This window comes from Marinobacter flavimaris, from assembly GCF_002933295.1.
GTDB classification, from domain to species: domain Bacteria; phylum Pseudomonadota; class Gammaproteobacteria; order Pseudomonadales; family Oleiphilaceae; genus Marinobacter; species Marinobacter flavimaris.
This window is the reverse complement of the sequence record NZ_PSSW01000009.1, coordinates 123,131-142,569: the sequence shown is the minus strand read 5'-3', so window position 1 is coordinate 142,569 and position 19,439 is coordinate 123,131. Positions and strand designations below refer to the sequence as shown.

At 56.6% G+C, this 19,439-nt stretch carries 18 protein-coding genes and 3 tRNA genes; 13 read left to right on the top strand and 8 right to left on the bottom strand.

Going from position 1 to position 19,439, the window contains the following annotated elements; all coding sequences use genetic code 11:
• Positions 1 to 119: 119 nt before the first annotated feature.
• The 5 genes from MDHKLMBL_RS15990 (at position 120) to MDHKLMBL_RS15965 (ending at position 1,554) form a co-directional block, all read left to right on the top strand.
• Positions 120 to 209 (top strand) — tRNA-Ser (locus MDHKLMBL_RS15990).
• 63 nt (positions 210 to 272) lie between these two features.
• Positions 273 to 349 (top strand) — tRNA-Arg (locus MDHKLMBL_RS15985).
• A gap of 25 nt (positions 350 to 374) precedes the next feature.
• Positions 375 to 451, top strand: a tRNA-Arg gene (locus MDHKLMBL_RS15980).
• A gap of 364 nt (positions 452 to 815) precedes the next feature.
• Positions 816 to 1,007 (top strand): SPOR domain-containing protein, encoded by a 192-nt coding sequence (locus tag MDHKLMBL_RS15970; RefSeq protein ID WP_053114925.1) that lies wholly within the window; start codon positions 816 to 818, stop codon positions 1,005 to 1,007.
• A 37-nt stretch (positions 1,008 to 1,044) separates the two neighbouring features.
• On the top strand, positions 1,045 to 1,554 hold the full coding sequence (locus MDHKLMBL_RS15965; RefSeq protein WP_053114926.1) for a BCAM0308 family protein: 510 nt from the start codon (positions 1,045 to 1,047) through the stop codon (positions 1,552 to 1,554).
• Between the two features lie 16 nt (positions 1,555 to 1,570).
• On the opposite strand, the gene MDHKLMBL_RS15960 is transcribed toward MDHKLMBL_RS15965, so the two are convergent.
• Positions 1,571 to 3,427, bottom strand: a complete 1,857-nt coding sequence (locus MDHKLMBL_RS15960; RefSeq protein WP_053114927.1) for a HAMP domain-containing methyl-accepting chemotaxis protein — start codon at positions 3,425 to 3,427, stop codon at positions 1,571 to 1,573.
• A 681-nt stretch (positions 3,428 to 4,108) separates the two neighbouring features.
• On the opposite strand from MDHKLMBL_RS15960, the gene MDHKLMBL_RS15955 reads away from it, so the two are divergent.
• A complete protein-coding gene (locus MDHKLMBL_RS15955; RefSeq protein WP_104271421.1) occupies positions 4,109 to 5,767 on the top strand; it encodes a choice-of-anchor F family protein in 1,659 nt (552 codons plus the stop codon).
• Positions 5,768 to 5,852: 85 nt separating this feature from the next.
• On the opposite strand, the gene MDHKLMBL_RS15950 is transcribed toward MDHKLMBL_RS15955, so the two are convergent.
• Together MDHKLMBL_RS15950 and MDHKLMBL_RS15945 are read right to left on the bottom strand one after the other, a co-directional pair.
• Entirely contained in the window at positions 5,853 to 6,269 is a 417-nt protein-coding gene (locus tag MDHKLMBL_RS15950) for a hypothetical protein (protein ID WP_053114929.1), read from the bottom strand.
• A gap of 133 nt (positions 6,270 to 6,402) precedes the next feature.
• Positions 6,403 to 6,939: a DUF2058 domain-containing protein gene (locus MDHKLMBL_RS15945; protein WP_008172128.1), complete on the bottom strand. Its 537-nt coding sequence runs from the start codon at positions 6,937 to 6,939 to the stop codon at positions 6,403 to 6,405.
• A gap of 106 nt (positions 6,940 to 7,045) precedes the next feature.
• Between MDHKLMBL_RS15945 and dbpA the strand changes: the two genes are divergently transcribed.
• From dbpA to MDHKLMBL_RS15925, 4 genes are all read left to right on the top strand, one after another.
• A complete protein-coding gene (dbpA, locus tag MDHKLMBL_RS15940) occupies positions 7,046 to 8,419 on the top strand; it encodes an ATP-dependent RNA helicase DbpA (RefSeq protein WP_008172127.1) in 1,374 nt (457 codons plus the stop codon).
• Between the two features lie 223 nt (positions 8,420 to 8,642).
• Positions 8,643 to 8,894, top strand: coding sequence for an OadG family protein (locus MDHKLMBL_RS15935; RefSeq protein ID WP_008172126.1), 252 nt, complete (start codon positions 8,643 to 8,645; stop codon positions 8,892 to 8,894).
• Between the two features lie 41 nt (positions 8,895 to 8,935).
• The gene (oadA, locus tag MDHKLMBL_RS15930; protein WP_053114930.1) at positions 8,936 to 10,723 is read left to right on the top strand and encodes a sodium-extruding oxaloacetate decarboxylase subunit alpha; all 1,788 of its coding nucleotides are present in this window, start codon (positions 8,936 to 8,938) and stop codon (positions 10,721 to 10,723) included.
• 13 nt (positions 10,724 to 10,736) lie between these two features.
• A complete protein-coding gene (locus MDHKLMBL_RS15925; RefSeq protein ID WP_053114931.1) occupies positions 10,737 to 12,071 on the top strand; it encodes a sodium ion-translocating decarboxylase subunit beta in 1,335 nt (444 codons plus the stop codon).
• A gap of 52 nt (positions 12,072 to 12,123) precedes the next feature.
• Here MDHKLMBL_RS15925 and MDHKLMBL_RS15920 read toward each other — a convergent pair whose 3' ends face one another.
• The 3 genes from MDHKLMBL_RS15920 to imuA are packed head-to-tail and all read right to left on the bottom strand — an operon-like array spanning position 12,124 to position 17,360.
• Positions 12,124 to 15,243 carry an error-prone DNA polymerase gene (locus tag MDHKLMBL_RS15920; protein WP_053114932.1) on the bottom strand — a complete coding sequence of 1,040 codons (3,120 nt, stop codon included), beginning with the start codon at positions 15,241 to 15,243 and terminating at the stop codon, positions 12,124 to 12,126.
• Entirely contained in the window at positions 15,243 to 16,661 is a 1,419-nt protein-coding gene (locus MDHKLMBL_RS15915; protein ID WP_008172120.1) for a Y-family DNA polymerase, read from the bottom strand. Before MDHKLMBL_RS15915 ends, MDHKLMBL_RS15920 begins: the two co-directional genes overlap by 1 nt.
• 9 nt (positions 16,662 to 16,670) lie before the next feature.
• On the bottom strand, positions 16,671 to 17,360 hold the full coding sequence (gene imuA / locus MDHKLMBL_RS15910; RefSeq protein ID WP_104271419.1) for a translesion DNA synthesis-associated protein ImuA: 690 nt from the start codon (positions 17,358 to 17,360) through the stop codon (positions 16,671 to 16,673).
• A gap of 128 nt (positions 17,361 to 17,488) precedes the next feature.
• Here imuA and MDHKLMBL_RS15905 point away from each other — a divergent pair, with 128 nt between their 5' ends.
• Complete coding sequence (locus MDHKLMBL_RS15905; RefSeq protein ID WP_104271417.1) at positions 17,489 to 17,836, top strand: 4a-hydroxytetrahydrobiopterin dehydratase; 348 nt, start codon at positions 17,489 to 17,491, stop codon at positions 17,834 to 17,836.
• A 272-nt stretch (positions 17,837 to 18,108) separates the two neighbouring features.
• Here MDHKLMBL_RS15905 and MDHKLMBL_RS15900 read toward each other — a convergent pair whose 3' ends face one another.
• Positions 18,109 to 18,426: a CcdB family protein gene (locus MDHKLMBL_RS15900; RefSeq protein WP_008172112.1), complete on the bottom strand. Its 318-nt coding sequence runs from the start codon at positions 18,424 to 18,426 to the stop codon at positions 18,109 to 18,111.
• Positions 18,426 to 18,671 carry a type II toxin-antitoxin system CcdA family antitoxin gene (locus MDHKLMBL_RS15895; protein ID WP_008172111.1) on the bottom strand — a complete coding sequence of 82 codons (246 nt, stop codon included), beginning with the start codon at positions 18,669 to 18,671 and terminating at the stop codon, positions 18,426 to 18,428. Before MDHKLMBL_RS15895 ends, MDHKLMBL_RS15900 begins: the two co-directional genes overlap by 1 nt.
• A gap of 210 nt (positions 18,672 to 18,881) precedes the next feature.
• Here MDHKLMBL_RS15895 and MDHKLMBL_RS15890 point away from each other — a divergent pair, with 210 nt between their 5' ends.
• Together MDHKLMBL_RS15890 and MDHKLMBL_RS15885 are read left to right on the top strand one after the other, a co-directional pair.
• Complete coding sequence (locus MDHKLMBL_RS15890) at positions 18,882 to 19,124, top strand: type II toxin-antitoxin system Phd/YefM family antitoxin (RefSeq protein ID WP_008172109.1); 243 nt, start codon at positions 18,882 to 18,884, stop codon at positions 19,122 to 19,124.
• Entirely contained in the window at positions 19,121 to 19,384 is a 264-nt protein-coding gene (locus tag MDHKLMBL_RS15885; protein ID WP_008172108.1) for a Txe/YoeB family addiction module toxin, read from the top strand. Before MDHKLMBL_RS15890 ends, MDHKLMBL_RS15885 begins: the two co-directional genes overlap by 4 nt.
• The last annotated feature ends 55 nt before the right edge of the window (positions 19,385 to 19,439 follow it).

Below are 19,439 nucleotides of genomic sequence, written 5' to 3'. Positions count from 1 at the left end.
AAAGCCGTTCAAGGGAAACCTGAACGGCTTTTTTGATGGTGTGGGGAAACGGGCCCGAAAAATCTCGTGTCAACCCTATGAAAACAGAAAAATTATGGTAGTATACGCCCCGTTCTCAAGGAGAGGTGGGTGAGTGGCTGAAACCAGTTCCCTGCTAAGGAACCGTACGAGCAATCGTACCGAGGGTTCGAATCCCTCCCTCTCCGCCATTTCCTTTTTGAGGAAAGAGAGACAGGTTGAAGTAGCACTCAACCACAGCAAGTGATCAATGTGCGGCTGTAGCTCAGCTGGATAGAGTACCTGGCTACGAACCAGGCGGTCGGAGGTTCGAATCCTCCCAGCCGCGCCATCGATCAACCTGCCACAAGTTTTAAGCGGCTGTAGCTCAGCTGGATAGAGTACCTGGCTACGAACCAGGCGGTCGGAGGTTCGAATCCTCCCAGCCGCGCCATATTAAGATCAAGACGCCTCAGTTTGTGAACCTCACAGGCTGAGGCGTTTTGCTTTGTATAGCTGGGAGGATTTGAACCGATAAGAGGTTCGACCGAAACCCACGCAGTGGGTTGAGGAACGCCGGAGCAATGCGACGGCGACCCCGAAGGGGTGAGGGCCAAAGGCCCGAATAATCCTCCCAGCCGTGCCAAATAAAGTCCAAAGCGCCTCAGTTTGTGCACCCCACAGGCTGGGGCGTTTTGCTTTAGCCTTCCAGTCTTGCTCTCCGTCAATTTCCGGTTGATCAATATTTGCACAGCTCCACCCTCCCTGCCTATTCTTTCAGATGTAAGGAAATCGAAATCAAACAGGAGGTTTCACTCATGAGCAAAACAGTAAACGGCGCCTATCGGGATCGCGACCAGGCCAAGAATACCTGGGATGACTTGATTGCGACCGGCATTCCCCGGGATAACATCTACATCGACGAAGACGCCAAGCTGGTCAAGGTCATCGTGCCTGCAGAGACCGAACGTGAGGTCAGGGAAATTTTTGACCGTCACGGGCTGCAATGAACGACCAGATTCCGTCATCAGGGAAAGGAGTGAGGGCATGAGCGGCAAAGACAGTGTTGCAGCTGGCCACGGACGGGATGACCGGCTTCTCAAAGAAGAGATTCACGATCCATACGTAGCCAGATCCAAGCCCAAGGAGCCAGCGATATGCTCCGAGTGCGGTGCAGCTTTCCATAAAGGGCGCTGGCAGTGGGCAACGCCACCCGCAGGCGAGCTTAACGAGCTTATGTGTCCGGCTTGTGAGCGAATCCGGGATAATATGCCAGCTGGAATACTGACTCTCTCCGGGGGCTTTCTGGGTAAGCATCGAGATGCAATCCTGAAACTCATCCACAACAAGGTCGAGGAAGAAAAGCTCGAGCACCCGATGAAACGTCTTATGAGTGTGGAAGACGGTCCAGAGGGAGAGCTGGTGGTGAAATTCACCGATCTGCATCTACCCCGGGGCACCGGGGAGGCTATTGAGCGAGCGTACGACGGTAATCTGGACATCCAGTACACCAAGGAATCGAACCTCGTTCGGGTGTACTGGAATCGGGATGATTAGGCAGCAGGCTGTTCAATTACAGCCTGAAACGTGAAACAAGGTTCTGCAGGTCGCTGCCCAGCCTTGCCAGTTCGCTGCTCGAGCTGGCGGTCTGGTTCGATGAGGCGGCGGACTGATCCGTAACATCCCGAATGCTGGTAATGTTCTGGTTGATTTCCTCGGCCACCGAAGTCTGTTGTTCGGAAGCTGTGGCAATCTGACTGTTGTACTGTTTGATCTCCTCTACAGCACGGGCAATGCGCTCAATGGTCGTTCCGGTTGCCGTGGCACGTTCAAGGGTGTTCGAGGCCATGGTGGTGCTGGACTCCATCGCGGACACCGAGTCACCGGCGCTGTTCTGAAGTGACGTTACCAGAGTCTCGATTTCCTGGGCCGATGATTGTGTCCGCTGTGCGAGAGAGCGCACCTCGTCGGCCACCACGGCAAAGCCGCGACCCTGCTCACCAGCCCGCGCTGCCTCGATAGCGGCGTTCAGCGCCAGCAGGTTGGTCTGCTCGGCGACGGATTTGATCACATCCAGAACGGTGCCGATGTTCGCGGTTTCTTTCTGGAGTCCCTGGATGGTCTCCATGCTCTGGCTGACTTCCCGTGCCAGATTGTTGACCTGATCTACGGTCGCGCGGACTTCCCGCTCACCGTCGCTGGCCTGGCTGGCCGCATCGGCGGCCACGGAAAAGGCCTGTTCGGCGCTGCGGGCGATCTCACCAACGGTTGCGGTCATTTCGTTCATGGCGGTAGCAACCTGATCGGTTTCCTGCTTCTGACGATTGATGCCATCGCTGGTCTGGCTGGTAACAGTTGAGAGTTCTTCTGCCGAGGCTGCAATATTGGAGGCCCCCGACTCAATACTTCTTACCAATTCCCGGAGGCTGGTCACCATGGTAGCCAGGGCAGCCATCAGTCGTCCGATCTCGTTGGTACCGCTGGCCTTGATATCCACGGTCAGGTTGCCAGAAGCCACCTCGGAGGCGATGCTCACTGCCTGGTTAACAGGGGAGACGATGGCGCGGGTAATGAGTAGGGCCATCAGGATGCCAAGAATAAGGGCGATACCGGTCGCGCCGAAGATCAACCAGGAAGCCTGCTCACGATCAGCCTCCATTTTCTCAGTCTGAAGTGCCCGAAGGTTATTTGCCGATTCGATGGCACTGCGAGCTGTGCTGACCATATCATCCGACAGCTGTTTTCCGGAGTTGGTGAGATCCACGACCGTTTGAAATTCATTGACATAGGTCTTCAGCGCAGCATTGATCTGGTCTTTTTCCTCGGTCGTGATCGCCGCTGATTTCAGCGGGCCCTGGACTCTTTTCGCATCATCGAGATAAGCCTTGACGCTGGCGTCATCATGTTCGATCAGGAACTTGCGTTCAGAGCGACGCATATCCTCGAAAATGGCTGAAGCGAAGAACAGAGAGCTGTGGGCCTTCAAAGAAGATCCGAAGATGCGGGCACTGGTTTCAAGGCGCTCGAGCGCTGCCTCCCGTTCACCAATGTTGGTTTCAACCTCGCCCATGAGCCGCTGGTATTGTTTTACGTCTGCCTGGATCTGGCCCAAGGTTTCAATATCCTTGGCGACTGCGAGCAGCGGCTTGATCTCATTGGTCAGCTCCAGAACCCGGTCGCCCTGGGCCTGAGTCCGGGCAACAGCCTGCGCCTCACCGGTCAGCAGAAAGTTCTTCTCCTCAACCCGGGCTTCGGTCAGGTTGGTGTTTACCTGCCCGAGCATGGCAACAATGTTCGAACGTTGGCCATAGCTCTCCAGGGCCCGATCACCTACCAATCCCACTACGATGGTCAGCAGCAGGAGAACCGCAAAGCCGCCAGCCAATCTGGTCCGGATGGTCATGTTGGTGAGGAAGCTCGAGACTGTCATGGTTTTCCTTACTTGCTTGAGGGCAGCATCAAAGCGTGGTTTTGCCTCATTTTTAGCGCGAGGCAGCAAACGAAATTGATACACCGAGGAAATTTGGAATCTTTTATTTGCAGCTATTAAGGCCGCTTTTATAAAAAGAATCCAGAGGCATACCGTAACAGATAGTTTCTGGACGAGTTTATTTGATACGGAAATGCAGCAATTCTCCGAAATATAAAATCATTAAGCAGTGAGCCTACAAGGACTCGAAGGTGAACACTGCCTGATTGGTATTCAGGTCTGCTCGGCTTTGAGGGTGCGACAAAAAGTCACACCTATCGATTCGGTGGCTAGACAGGAACGACTGGCTGCAACTGCGAGCGGTGTAATGGAGTTTTCTTTCACAGGTAATTGTCTTGAGATTCCTGTTCGTGGGCGCCTCATGGCTGGGTATACGGCCGATCGCGATGTTGCAGCTTTGCGCTTCTGGCAAAAGCATGAGAACTGTTCGTGCTAGATTGTTCTACTAGTTGTAACTAAAAAGCATTTGCTTATCGGTTTTTGTGCTTTACGATTGTGAATGAACGGTAATCTTGAACTGCTCTATGTTTTGGATTTTCTGAACTGCATTAGGGAAAGCATTATGACTACTAAAAAAATGATTTTGCGAGACATCGACTTGCTAGCGCCGTGTTTTGTTCCATGATTGGCCTGCCGTGTGTGGCTGTTGCGGCAACGATGGAGGGAGTGAACGAAGAAAACCTTGCGGTTCCACCGGTTGAAGGTAAAACCTTGGTGTATACCGATACAGAGGGAACTGCCAGCTTTGGGTGGCTCGATCCGGTTAACGATTTTGGCAATGTAGGGTTGGGGATCAAGGTCTATAACGAGCCGTTCACCGCCCAGCAGACATACGATTTTGCCGGTTGCCTGATGGCTCAGCCCGATCGTGCCCCCGGCGACAACTGTACAGCCCCGCCTGATTCCGGAAAGCGTTTCAAGCTTAAAACAACCGAAACCAATGGTCCCATCGACATTGTTGTCGATGTGTCAGCCGATGATTCGGTAAGTCTCTATCGGGTGATTGGCAAGTTTTCCAATCTTACCGACGCCTCCAATTCGGTTGGCGGTGATTTGAATGCGATCCGTTTCGAGCTCGGTTTTGGGGTTGGAAGCGAGTTTATGCGTTCATCTGTTGGTGATGGTCTGGGTTTCGGCTTTGCAGATGGCGCTAAACTGAGTATCGGGCCTGTTGGTAAGTACCCCGGCGGCCTTTTCGGCGGTAGTAAAGTTGAGGGATTGCCTTTCTTCAGCACCGAGGTTGCTCCATTTACTGAATCGCTTGCTACGGCTGATGATGGAGATGTGCTTGAAACCAATGGCACCATTGCCACGCAGTACAGTTCTTTGTTTGGTGATTGGCGGACGCTGAGCGAAACGCCCACGGGATGGTTTATTGATCACGATGGTAATCCGGCCAACGACTCGATCCTTCTGGCTTATAACGCCGGAACGGCTTCCGCGCCGGATTGGCAGACTTATGAAAAAGTCTTTAGTACGACAGTTGAGGTAGATGCCAATGGCGACAATACGGTAGATACTCTCGCTGATCGATGGGATCCCAACAGCATTAACTTCGACCCGAGCGTAGCCGACGATGTAGGGCCAATTGTGGATACCTTGGGTGAGGGGGATGCCCAAGATACTGTACCTGATGCAATTTCATTGAATCAGTCTTCTGCTGCTGGCCTGTATGTTGCCGATTACAACAATACGGGCGAGGGTTTCAAAGTCCTGATCGATGGCGAGGCTGTAGCCATTGATGCCTTCGCCGAGTGGGCTAATCAACCTCCGAAAGTGCTCAATACTTCAGACGGCTCCCTCTACGCTACATGGAGGTCTGATGAGGGTGAGGATGGGTTGTATGAGTTGGCAGACGGTTCGTTCGAAACTGTTGAGGCTGTAAACGCGACGATTCTGGCTGATGAAGCGGCATATGAACGCGTTGCCGGTTATGTTCAAGGCCCGATTGAAGATCTCGCCAACGTCAATATCAACCCCACAATTTCAGTGGGCGCGGCTGCCAATTGGCCAACCTGTACCGGTGATGGTGTGAGTACGACTTGTAGCTTCACGTTCAGGGTTACCGGTCTGAATGGTGCAGTTGATGATCCGATGATTCCAGATACTCCGGTTGAACCCGAGCCTGAAGAGCCCACTGCAGCGTCCAGTAGTGGCGGCGGTACCATCTTTGGTTGCACCGCAGGCAAACCAGGTGCTCCGTTCGATCCGGTTCTGCCGGGCCTGGTGCTGATGGCGATGGGCGGCTTGTGGGCGCGTAAGCGTCTACGCAATGCCTGAATAATCTCGAGGTAAAAGGCGCAAATAAAAATCGGGGCTGACAATCAGCCCCGATTTTTTTGTGGCCCTGAACAGCAATGTCCGACTACTGGCTGTTTGAGCCTTTCATCTTATACTGCTGGTTCTTGCCGTTACCGCCACCCCCGGCGCCCTGTCCATTTTGCTGGCCCATACCCTGGCCGTTTTTCTGCCCCATACCCTGGCCCATGCCTTGGCCTTTACCCATGCCTTTTCCGGAACCCTGTCCCATGCCGTTCCTGAGCTCAACGCCACGCTCTCTGGCTCGTTCCATCATCCGTTCATGGTGGAGCTGGCGGTACTTCGCACGCTCGGCGTCGGTGTTCAGGTTGCGCATGGTTTCCCGGTGCTGTTGCAGCTCTTGCTGGGTCATCAGTTCCCGTCCGAAAACCTGGTCGTCCGATTGGGCGGCAACCGGCATACTGGCCAAAGACGCCAGTAACGTGGCGCCAGCAATCAAGCTCAATGATTTTTTCAGTCTCATAGTTAATCCCCTTCGTTCTATGGATATAACTAAAGTATAGGTCAAGTCAGAAGTTTTGGGGTTATGAGTAGTACCTATGTATTTCCCGGGTGCATGTAGGACCAAAAGGGTGGATCTGCGGTTGATTAGTGCGTTACCACATCAGATCATCAGGGATTTCGTAGCCTGCGTAAGGATCATCCTCACCTGCATCGTCCTGTTTGCGATCATGAAGTACCACCACGGCGCTCTCATCCCGCTCCATGATTTTTCGGGCAACACCTTCCGCCACAATCTCGTAGTTATCGTTCACGAAAACAATTGCCAGGCGGCCGCGGGATAGCTGATCGACCATAGTGTCGTCTACGAAGAGCTTCTTGATCTTCTTGTCATGAACAAACTGATAGGAGGTTTCGCCGCGGCTCCGGTCCAGCCGGTTGGTTTCTACCAGTTGCCGGATCTGGGCCTGGATGGCTTTCTTTTCGGCAGCGCGCTGACGCTCCAGGTTGAGTTGGCGATCCCGCTCTGCTTTTTCCTCACGGGCCTGACGTGCACGGGTCTCGGCCTCGTTAACTTCCACAGCACCCTTGGGTTGCTGCTTTCTTTTCTTCCGTTTTTCGCTGCGAATGGCCTTGGCTTTTTTCTCGTCGGCAAGGCCGGCCTTCAGCAATTGATCCTGCAGGGATGCCATCAGTAACTCCGTTCTTTCGTTGCATATTCTGGTATCATTTCGGCCTAGTATACGCCCTCATTATTGCCTTCATAACCAGCTTCCGCTGAATCCGGGATTTTCTTCTATGTCTTCTTTTAACGACTTTGGCCTGTCTACCGCCATGTGCTCGAACCTTAACCAGCTGGGGTTTGCCCAACCCACGGAGATTCAGGCGAAGGCCATTGCGCCGGGGCTGGCGGGAAAAGACATCATTGCCATGGCCAAAACCGGTAGCGGAAAAACGGCGGCGTTTGGCATCAGCCTGGTTGAGCGGCTCAATCCCCGACTGTTCGCGGTTCAGGCGCTCGTGCTGTGCCCGACCCGTGAGCTGGCAGACCAGGTCGCCAAAGCTATCCGTGAGCTGGCGCGGGCCCGGGACAATATCAAGGTGCTGACTCTGTGTGGTGGTGTTGCCATCGGCCCCCAGATCGGGTCCCTGAGCCATGGCGCTCATATTGTTGTGGGTACCCCGGGCAGGATTCAGGACCACCTGCGCAAGCAGACCCTCTCGCTGGCGCGGCTTAAAACCGTGGTGCTTGATGAGGCGGACCGAATGCTGGATATGGGTTTTCAGGAAGCGATGGAAGACATCCTGTCCCAGACTCCGCCATCACGCCAGACCATGATGTTTTCGGCGACCTGGCCGGCGCCCATCCGTGAATTGAGCAAGCAGTACCAGAAAAGCCCGGTAGACGTTCGGGCCGAGGAAGCCGGTGACAACCCGGACATTGAAGAGCTGTTCTACGAAGTGTCGCCACATTCCAAATCGGATGCCATCGTAGCGCTGCTTTCCGAGCGTCAGCCCGAGTCCTGCATCGTTTTCTGCACCACCAAACAGCAGTGCGACGACATGGCGGCGGAACTTGGTGAGCGGGGTTTCTCTGCGCTGCCTTTGCATGGCGATCTGGAGCAACGGGATCGAGACAGCGTGCTCGTGCGGTTTGGCAATCAGAGCTGCTCCATCCTGGTTGCCACCGACGTGGCTGCCCGTGGCCTCGACATAAAGTCTCTGCCCCTGGTTATCAACGCCGAGCCCGCGCGGGATCCCGAAGTGCATACCCATCGGATCGGGCGCACCGGCCGGGCAGGGGAGCGGGGTCATGCTGTTACCTTCTGCACGCCGGCCCAGGGGCACAAGATTACCCGCATCGAGTCCGAAAGAGGCCGCAGCGTGACATGGGGAGACACAGAGAAACTCCTGGCGACGCCGCTGAAACCGGTCGTGCCCGCCATGAAGACCCTGTGCATTGCCGGTGGTCGCAAAGACAAGGTTCGTCCCGGCGATGTCCTGGGTGCCCTGACGGGCGAAGCAGGCCTGCCTGGCAAAGCTGTCGGCAAGATTGATCTGTTTGATCATCAGTGTTTTGTCGCGGTAGAGAAGTCGCTTGCAGCTAAGGCATTGGCCAGGCTCGAAAGTGGCAAGGTCAAGGGGCGGAAAATACGCGTTCGATATGCCTGAATGAGAATTGCTTCGTCTGTATAAATGCGTGTCTTTTCGGGCCGCGACGCTCGGAAACCCCGTATAGATTTTTGCATTCAGGTTGCCCGGGCACCCTGAAAACGGTAAATTACGCAGGATTTTGCCCCCCGAATTGTCGCGGAAGCGTGTTAGACCTTAGTCTAACTGGTCAGTCCGGGCACAGATCGGGAGAAATATAAATCAATACAGGTAGCTGTTCGATATGAATGACCTGATGTCACAAGCCGTCGATCTGATGATTGCCGGAATGGGGTTTGTATTCGTGTTCCTCATTATTCTGGTGTTCGCGACACTCCTCATGTCCAAGCTCATAGGACGGTTTGCGCCGCCAGAGCCGGCAACCCCGGCCAAAACGCCACGTGCCAAGCCGAAGGCGCCCGCGTCGGTTGACCCTGACACCGCCGAGGCCATCAAGAAGGCGATTGCACAATTCCGGTCCCGCCACAAGAAGTGAACCGGTAAAAGACTAGAACCTTTAAACAGAAGGCTGACACGATGACTGACACAAAGAAACCGCTGGGGATTACGGACGTTATCCTGCGTGACGCCCACCAGTCCCTGCTTGCCACCCGTATGCGGCTGGATGACATGCTGCCAATTGCCGAGAAACTCGACAAGGTCGGTTTCTGGTCCCTGGAATCCTGGGGCGGCGCTACCTTTGATTCCTGCATTCGCTACCTGGGCGAAGATCCCTGGGAGCGCATCCGCGAGCTGAAAAAAGCCATGCCCAACACCCAGCAGCAGATGCTGCTGCGCGGTCAGAACCTGCTGGGCTATCGTCATTATGCGGATGATGTGGTGGACCGTTTCTGTGAACGTGCCGCTGAAAATGGCGTTGACGTATTCCGTATTTTCGATGCGATGAACGATCCCCGTAACCTGGATCGTGCCATTAAGGCCGTTCGCAAGACCGGCAAGCATGCCCAGGGCACCATTGCCTACACCACCAGCCCGGTGCACACCATCGAGATGTGGGTAGAGCTGGCGAAAGAAGTTGCCGACATGGGTGCGGACTCCATTGCGATCAAGGACATGGCCGGTATCCTCAAGCCGTACGTGGCCTATGATCTGGTCAGCCGTCTGAAGAAAGAGCTGGATATTCCGATCCACATGCAGTGTCACGCCACCACCGGCATGTCGACCGCTACCGCCATCAAGGCTGCGGAGGCCGGTATCGATAACGTGGATACGGCCATTTCCTCCATGAGCATGACCTACGGTCACTCGCCCACAGAAGCCGTCGTTGCGATTCTGGAGGGCACTGACCGTGACACCGGCCTGGACCTCAACCTGCTGGAAGAAATCGCCAGCTACTTCCGCCAGGTGCGCAAGAAGTACGCGAAATTCGAAGGCAGCCTGCGTGGGACCGATTCCCGCATCCTGATTGCCCAGGTACCAGGTGGCATGCTCACCAACATGGAAAACCAGCTGCGTGAGCAGAACGCCAGCGACAAGTTTGATCAGGTTCTGGACGAGATTCCCAAGGTTCGCGAAGACCTGGGCTTCATCCCGCTGGTAACCCCGACGTCCCAGATCGTCGGTACCCAGGCGGTACTGAACGTTCTGACCGGCGAGCGCTACAAGTCCATCTCCAAAGAAACCTCTGCGATCCTGAAAGGCGAGTACGGTGCTGCACCGGCGCCGATGAACAAGGAACTGCAGGAGCGTGTTCTGGATGGCAAAGAGCCTGTGACCTGTCGTCCGGCGGATCTGCTTGAGCCGGAAATGGACAAGCTGACTGACGAACTCAAGAAGCTGGCCGACGAGAAGGGTATCAAACTGTCTGACAACGTTGAAGACGACGTTCTCACCTACGCGCTGTTCCCGCAGATCGGCCTGAAGTTCCTGGAAAACCGTGACAACCCGGATGCGTTCGAGCCGGTTCCGACCGCTGAAAGCGCTGCTCCGGCCGCGAAATCTGAAGGCCCTGAGACCTACACCGTTGAAGTGAATGGCAAGAAGTTTGTGGTTGCCGTTTCCGAAGGTGGCGAGATCAGCCAGATCCAGGGCGAGGGCGGTGCCGCTTCCGCACCGGCTGCTTCCTCGGCTCCGGCACCTGCAGCGGGTGAAGGCGAGCCTGTGGTTGCACCGCTGGGCGGCAACATCTTCAAGGTTCTGGTTTCTCCGGGTGACACCGTGGAAGAGGGCGATGTGATGATTATCCTCGAGGCCATGAAAATGGAAACCGAGGTTCGCGCGCCAAAAGCCGGCACAATCGGCGAAGTCTTCATCAAGGTCGGTGATGCCGTCTCCCCTGATGACGAAATGCTGACAATCGCATAAGGGCCAGCATTCCATGGATAAATTAATGACACTCTGGACAGGTAGTGGCCTGTTCAACATCGAGATCGGCCAGGTGATCATGATCGCCATCGGCCTCTTGCTTCTCTATCTTGCGATTAACAAGAAATTTGAGCCGTTGCTTCTGGTACCCATCGGGTTCGGCGGCATCCTGGCGAATATTCCGGAGGCAGGCCTTGCCCTGACTGCGGCGGAAAATGCCATCCATTTTGCCCTGAAGGAAGAGTCAACTCAGATTCTGGCTGCTCTGGCCGCACCTCTGGATGTGGCCTACCAGGTCGGGCAGGCGGTGACGCCAGAGTTGAAAGACGCCTTCAAGGTGGCCGTAAAAGAGGCCAGCTACTCCGAAATGGCGATGGCCAACTCCCTGGCCCAGGATTTCGGTTACGGCAATGGCATGCTCTATAACTTCTACTCCGTGATCATTGGCAGTACGGTTGGTCCGCTGTTGATCTTCATGGGTGTGGGCGCGATGACCGACTTCGGTCCGTTGCTGGCTAACCCCAAGACCCTGCTGCTGGGTGCCGCTGCCCAGTTCGGTATCTTCGGTACTGTCATTGGTGCTGCGCTGCTGGACTGGACCGGTGTTCTGGAGTTCAACATTCTGGAAGCCGCCGCTATCGGTATCATTGGTGGTGCAGATGGCCCGACTTCCATCTATGTCTCCAGTGTTCTGGCCCCGCACTTGCTGGGTGCCATTGCGGTCTCTGCCTACGCTTACATGGCACTGGTGCCGATGATCCAGCCGCCGATCATGAAAGCACTGACCTCCGCTGAAGAGCGCAAGATCAAGATGACGCAGCTGCGCCCTGTCAGCAAGCAGGAAAAGATCATTTTCCCGCTGGTGGTTCTGATTGCGGTCGTTCTGTTCCTGCCGGATGCAGCGCCGCTGCTGGGTATGTTCACCTTCGGTAACCTGATGCGTGAATGTGGCGTGGTCGAGCGTTTGAGCGACACGGCCCAGAACGCGCTGATTAACATCGTGACCATTTTCCTTGGCCTGTCCGTTGGTTCCAAACTGATGGCAGACAAGTTCCTGGACGCCCAGACCCTGGGTATCTTGGGCCTGGGTATCGTGGCCTTCGGTGTGGGTACTGCCTCGGGTGTTCTGATGGCGAAGCTGATGAACAAGCTGAGCAAAGAGCAGATCAACCCGCTGATCGGTTCTGCCGGTGTATCTGCGGTGCCGATGGCAGCGCGGGTCTCCAACAAGGTGGGCCTGGAAGCCAACCCGCAGAACTTCCTGCTGATGCACGCCATGGGCCCGAACGTGGCTGGCGTTATCGGCTCTGCGGTTGCTGCGGGTGTAATGATCAAGCTTCTTGGCTGATTTGTTCACCGCAGTACAAAAAACCCCGCCTCTGTGCGGGGTTTTTTTGTGTCTAATGAAAATTCCTGGAATTCACGGGTAACGACTGAATCAGGTGGCTGAGGTCCGAAAGCCGACCTGCCATCACATGCACAATGTCCCCCTGTCGCTCCAGCACTCCCATCACATGCAGCAATCGGGCAGTCAGTAACGGCTTGCGCTGTCGCCGTGCCGTTTCCAGCCACACCACCACGTTCACATTACCGGTTTCGTCTTCCAGGGTGACGAAGGTAACGCCGGAAGCGGAGCCGGGGCGTTGGCGGCCGGTGACCAGGCCGGCGACCTGGACAGGGATGCCGGCTTTGGTGGATTTGAGCTGTTCGGCGCTGAGACAGAACTTCAGGTGGCCCTGTTCCCGCAATAACGCTAGCGGATGACGCTGCAGGGTGAGGCCCTGGCTGGCGTAGTCGGCCAGCACGTTCTGGCCTTCGGAGGGTTCCGGCAATTGCTCACAGTAGTCCGGTTGATAATCGACCGCCGTCTCCTGAGCGAACAGCTCCGCAGGTTGTTCATGGTCGAGCAGTTGCCAGTACGCCTGGTGGCGGTTGGCGGTGAAGCCCGGCATGGCGTTGGCGCCGGCGAGGAGTTCCATATCCCGCTGGTTCAGGGTGGCCAGGCGGCGAAGCTCGCTGGCAGAGCGGTAGCCCTCGGCTGGCCGGTTCTGGTGGATACGCTCGGCGCCGCTAACGGACAGACCCTGGATAATCCTCAGGCCCAGTCGCAGATGGCGGTCTTCGTCTTGCAGGTTGTGGTCCCACTGGCTGGCATTTACATCCGGCGGCAGCACGGTGACATTGTGCCGGCGGGCGTCCTGCACCAGTTGTGAGGGAGAATAGAACCCCATGGGCTGGCTGTTAAGCAGGGCACAGTAAAAGGCCGCCGGATAGTGCCGTTTGATCCAGGCGGAGACGTAGACAAGCAGGGCAAAGCTGGCGGCGTGGGATTCGGGGAAGCCATAGCCGCCAAAGCCGCAGATTTGCTGGTACAGCCGTTCGGCGAAGTCGGCATCGTGACCACGTTCGAGCATACCGGTGACTAGCTTTTCCCGGAACGGGGTCAGGTCGCCGTGGGATTTCCAGGCCGCCATGGCCCGGCGCAACTGGTCGGCTTCGCCGGCGGAGAAGCCGGCCGCCACCATGGCCAGTTTGATCACCTGTTCCTGGAAGATGGGCACACCGAGGGTGCGCTCCAGCACCTTGCGCACGGCATCGTTCGGGTAATCCACCGGCTCCAGGCCGTGCTTTCGGCGCAGGTACGGGTGCACCATGTCACCCTGGATGGGGCCCGGCCGAACGATGGCCACCTCAATCACCAGATCGTAATAGGTTTCCGGTTTCAGGCGGGGCAGCATGTTGATCTGGGCCCGGGATTCCACCTGGAATACGCCGATGCTGTCGCCTGTCTGAAGCATGGCGTAGGTGTCACGGTCTTCCTGGGGAATGTCCTGTATCCGGAAAGGCTGGCCTTTTTCATCGCTGATCAGTTCCAGCGCTTTTCGAATGGCGGAGAGCATGCCAAGGGCCAGCACATCCACCTTCATCAGCCCCAGGCTCTCAAGGTCGTCCTTGTCCCACTGGATTACGGTGCGGTCGGCCATGGCAGCGTTCTCCACTGGCACCAGTTCGGCCAGTGGCCCGGCGCTGATCACGAAACCGCCCACGTGCTGGGACAGATGTCGGGGGAAGCTCAGCAGGGTATTCACTAGGGTGAAGAACTGGTCCGCCACCTGTGGGTTGCGGGTGATTTTCTTGTCGAGAATCTGCTGGCGCCAGTTGGTGGCCTTGTCCCGCCAGTCGATGCCTTCCAGCAGCTGTTCCACCAGGGCCGGATCAAACCCCAGGGCCTTGCCGACATCCCGAATGGCGCTTTTGGGCCGGTAACGGATCACCGTGGCAGCCAGGGCGGCGCGCTCACGGGTATAACGCCGGTAGATATACTGGATAACCTCTTCACGACGTTCGTGCTCGAAATCCACATCGATATCGGGCGGTTCGTTTCGGTCTTTGGAAATAAACCGCTCGAACAGCAGTTCCACCCGGGCCGGGTTCACCTCGGTGATGCCCAGGCAATAACAAACCGCAGAGTTTGCTGCCGACCCCCGCCCCTGGCAGAGAATCCCCCGGCTGCGGGCAAAGTCGACAATATCGTGGATGGTGAGGAAGTAATGCTCGTAGTTCATCTCCGAGATCAGGCCCAGCTCCTTGCGGATCAGGCTCTGAACCTGCAGTGGTGTGCCATCCGGGTAACGCCGGCGCTCGCCTTCGCGGGTCAGCCGTTTCAGGTAGCCGGCCGGAGTCTCGTCCTCCGGCACCAGGTCTGGCGGGTATTCATAGCGCAGGCTGCCGGGCTCGAAGGTGCACTGGTTGGCAATGGTCAGGGTTTCATGCAGCCAGGCTTCCGGAAACAGCCGTTGCAGAACGGGCAGGGGGCGCAGGTATCGCTCGCCATTCTGGAACAGGCAGTGGCCGGCATTCTCCAGATTGGTGTGATTGCGCAGGGCTGTCAGTACATCCTGCAGCGGCTGGCGCTCCCGGCTGTGCATGTGCACCTCGCCCACGGCAGCCACGGGAATGCGCAGCTGATCGGCCAGCCAGTGTATCCGTGCCAGCCGCTGCTCCTCGCCGGATTCCAGGGTGCGGGCCGCGGCAATCCAGATCCGGGGGTCAAACAGTCGGGCCAGCCACTCGCCGCAGGCCAGCGCCTGATCGGAATCCGCTTCGGTAGGCGATGGGGGCAGCCACAGACACAGGCAGTCATCCAGGGTGTGGGTTTCAATGTCCCGGTAATACAGCTGGTAATGGCCTTTCTCAGCCCGCCGGCGGCCGGTAGTGATCAACTGGCAAAGCTGGCCATAGCCTTTGCGCGTGCGGGCCAGAAGGATAAAGCGAGGAGAAGCGGCGCCGGTGGGGGCATCCGACAACTCAAACCAGCTGCCGGTAATGAGTTTTACAGGACTTTCTGCCAGCGCCGCCCAGGCCCGGGGAATGCCGGCAACGGAGCAGGCATCGGTGATGGCCAGGGCGGTGTAGCCCAGCTCATGCGCTCGCTCAGCCAGTTCGTGGGGATGAGAGGCCCCGGTGAGGAAGGTGAAATTGCTGAAGCAAAACAGCTCTGCATACTGCTGCCCGGACATCAGCCAAACCACCCATGCACAAACCAGCCTTCCCGGGCATCCCGGAAGACCCAGGCCAACTGGCCGCTGCTCAACTGGGCAATGTAATAATCCCGGTGCACGCGCTGGCCATCCCACCAGCCACCGCTGATGCGCTCAGGCCCGGAAAACCAGGTAACGGGCGCCTCGGTCAGCGGTTGCGGGCCTTTCAATAACCAGAGCGGCCGCCTGGGCAGTTCTGCTGCCGGTACTGGCGGCGTTCCGGTTTTACGCAGAACTTCCGAGGCCGACCAGGCCCGTTCGGGACGATGATCCGCCTGGGGCGAGAGCTGCCTGAGAGCCTGATCGCCCAGGCGCGCCTGCAGCCGGCTGATCAGGGTATGCCAGGCTTCATTCAGATCCTGGGTTTCACCCAGCAGATCCTGCCCGGAGGGTGCTTCCCGTGACAGGAAACGCTTCACCAGCAAAACCATGGAGATAACCGGGGCGCTCAGGGAATGTTGCTCCAACCGCAGACGAACCAGGTTCAAGAAATGATCGGCCCGGTGCTCCGGCCCGGATGTGCGAATCTGCAGCCGGGTTGGTTCCGCATGCCGGTGCTTCAGAACCAGCCGCAGGCTGTCGGTATCCTGCTGGCGCCAGCACAGATCCTCTTCCAGTTCGACAAGCATGCGCTGGAGCGGAAACAGCAGCCCCTGGGTGTGTTCTATTTCCTGCACAAAATCCGCCTGTTGCCGGAACGAGTGGGGCGGCTGCCAGGGCGTGCGGGGATCTGGCCGGGTGCCCTGGATTTTCTGGATGTAAGCCAGTAACTCCGGAGACAGACGCCGTGCCAGTTCGCCGGGCGGTAAATCAAACACCTCCCCCAACGTGTTCAGCCCCAGGCGCTGCAAACGGGTACAGGCTTTCTCGTTGAATTCAGCTGCCAACAGGGGCATCTGGCTCAGGCTTCGAAGAATGTGGCCTTTGTCTGCCGTGCATTCCCCCTTGCCGGCGCGGGCAATCAGCCGGGCCGACAGAGGGGTATAGCCAATACCGATCCAGGCATTCAGCTGGCGCTCATTCAGCCCCTGTTCCACGGTTTGCCAAACGGCGGGCAGCCCGCCATACAGTTTTTGAAGGCTGCCAATTTCGGCCAGCAGACCATCGGGCGGCACCAACACAATATGGGCCGCATAGCGGTACAGCCAGCGGGCCTGATCTTCCAGAATCCTGGCTTCCTGGGTTTCATCGGCCCGCACCATGCCCAGATCCGGAGCCAGGCTGATGGCGGTTTTCAGGCGCATGCCGCTACGAATACCCTGGCTCCTGGCGTCCGGGCAGGCCTGGATCACCTTCTGGCCAGAGCCTTCAACCACCACCAGGGCGCCCTCATCTTCACGGGTGCGCCGAATATGGTCCAGCACCAGGTGCGGGAAATGCAGATACAGCCAGAGCATGGAGCGTTATTACCCGGTTGAACCCGACCAGGGGCCCCGGACAACCCGGGTGGTTTCACGGAAGGAGAGATCGGCCCGCTGGGCCATGGCCAGTGAACAGCGCTGCCCGGGCCAGCTACCCCGGCGCTTGAGCACATTCACCTTGAGATCCTGCTGCTCCCCCGGTTCCAGCTCCAGCCGCAGGGCAGCCGGAGAATTCTGCCCGGCGTAACGTCGTTCCCGGAACAGCACACACACATTGCTCCCGGCTTCGGCGGCCAGTTGCAGGCGACGGACTTCCCGTGAGGCCAGCTTGCCCGGCCAGGCCATTACCAGGCCTGTTACTGGTGAGCGCAGGCAGTTCTCCAGTGTCCACAAAAAGTCGCCCTCATTATCGGTATGGATCAGCACCACCTGGTCCAGGTTGACGCCTTCCCGGGCCAGGGCAGGGGCATAGGGCGTATGCGGCGGGTTCAGCCAGAACACGCTTTTGCCCTCTTCGCACACCCGTTGCATCAGCGGCAGAAGCAAATGCAGCTCACCAATACCCGGTGCATCCAGCAGGCATTCGCTCAAGGCACCCCGGGGCCAGCCCAGGCCTCCGAGCTGGTTATCCAGCACCTGGTAACCGGTTGATTGCGCAGGCTGTGTGGTCTGGGTGTGGCGGTGCCCCTGCCAGACACGGGCATCCTGCATCAGCGTGTTCAGAAGCTCGCTCATGATGAAAACTCTCAAAATACTGTTTAAATATACAGTATTCGGAAAGCCGCCGGATTTCAAGAGAAGGGTTGATAAAGCGAAGGGCACGACCCACGCTTGTAATACAGCCATCAACCATGGAGGTTGAAATGAGTGACCTGAAAGCACACAGCTGTGAAGCTTGCAGCCCGAACGCAAGCAAGGCGACCGAGGAAGAAAAGCAGCAGCTGCATAAAGAGGTCCCAGACTGGGAAATTCTGGAAATTGACGGGGAAGAACAGCTTCATAAGGTCTACAAACTTAAAAACTTTCTGAAGGCCCTGGAGTTCACCAACAAGATTGGCGAACTTGCCGAAGAAGAAGACCATCACCCGGTGGTTGTTCTGGAATATGGCAAAGTTGCAGTGAGCTGGTGGAGCCACGAAATCGGCGGCCTGCACAAGAACGACTTCATCCTGGCAGCGAGAACCGACGCTGCTTTCAACGACATGCAATAATCCCAATCACGGCGGAACCCGGTTTCCGCCGTGCTCCTTCCGGACCGGAGACCACCAGACGAATGGTTGAAAACCGCACCGATAACCCCCTGACCCTGAAGCTCGGCAGGGAAGAGCTCATCATCCGGCTTATCAGCCACATCCACGTTAAGCGAATTCCAGCCAGTAACTGGGAGAGTTAGAAGCCTTCGTCAACTGTGCTTTGCACTCCAAAAACAGTTTTAGGAGTTTGATAAACGGGTGATATACGAACGCGTTCGTGTAATTAGCTGCTAAATGCCAGTGATAGCCATGTCTAGGGCTCCAACAATCTGATCTCTGAAATGTGATAGAGAACCAATCGGATTGTTGAGATGCTTTTCAGAAACAGAGGAAATTTGCGGGGTCAACAGGAGAAGCTCCTGGTCTGCAAAGCTGATTTCTGGGGTGAGTCCTTGCATGGCTTCGCCACCGAATGCGGAGCGTTTCCCCAAAGGAATGACGATACGAGTTGCCAGTTCGCTCAGCAGGCTGCTTTGAATATCGACAAGGTAAGGGTAGTGAGCTTTGCTAGTTTTACTTGGGTTGAGGTATACATCGAACTGTGCCATCAAAATTCCCTGAATTCATCGCCGAAGCATCCATGTTGTTCGACAAAATCGTTATAACTTTTTATCGCAGACCTGTTTTCTTCAACCCATTGTTCTGCTTCGCGTTTGGCAAGCTCTTCTTTCAGGGCTCGCTCCAGGGTAGCAGACAAGTTAATGTTCAGTTCACGGGTCTTACGCAGTAGATCGCTATTGACTGAGAGGTTCGCAGCTTTTTTCGGTGCGGCTGTGTTGTAGAGTTCGGCCATTCCAGCCTCCAAGTGGCTATTTAATGCATGGCCTCAGTTTATGCGCATGATAGTGCGCATTCAAGAATTTAGCCAAAGGCTCTTGTCGGACGCGCCTGAGCTGGCGCTTCGCCGCTCCGCAAAGCCAGGGCGTTATGCAATACGTTCGCCTTGACGTACGTACCCAAGAGCGTACACTTGTTTAAAAGTTGAACATACAAGAGGTGCGTCATGACCGGAATCACAGCAACTGAGGCGCGCAGCAACCTATATCGGTTGATCGACGAGACCGCCGAGTCCCACCAACCAATCGTCATCATGGGAAAGCGGAACAAAGCGGTTCTGGTATCCGAGGAAGACTGGTCTGCAATTCAGGAAACGCTTTACCTGCTCTCCGTGCCTGGTATGCGGGAGTCTATTCGTGAGGGGATGGATACCCCCGAGGATGAATGCGATGAGGAGCTGGACTGGTGACATGGAAGTTGGTTTACACCAAGCAAGCCCAGAAAGATGCAAAAAAGCTGGCCTTCAGCGGTCTCAAACCAAAAGCCCAGGAAGTGTTGGCGCTTATAGCAGAAGATCCATACCGCAAGCCCCCTCCGCTTGAGAAGCTCATAGGTGATCTTTCGGGAGCCTATTCACGCCGAATCAATATTCAGCACCGTCTGGTCTACCAAGTGCTAGAGGACGAGCAAGTGGTGAAAGTCCTCAGGCTCTGGAGCCACTACGAATAATCCATAGCCAGCCGCTGTCGCCGGACAATTTTTCCACTGCTTCCCGTTATGTATA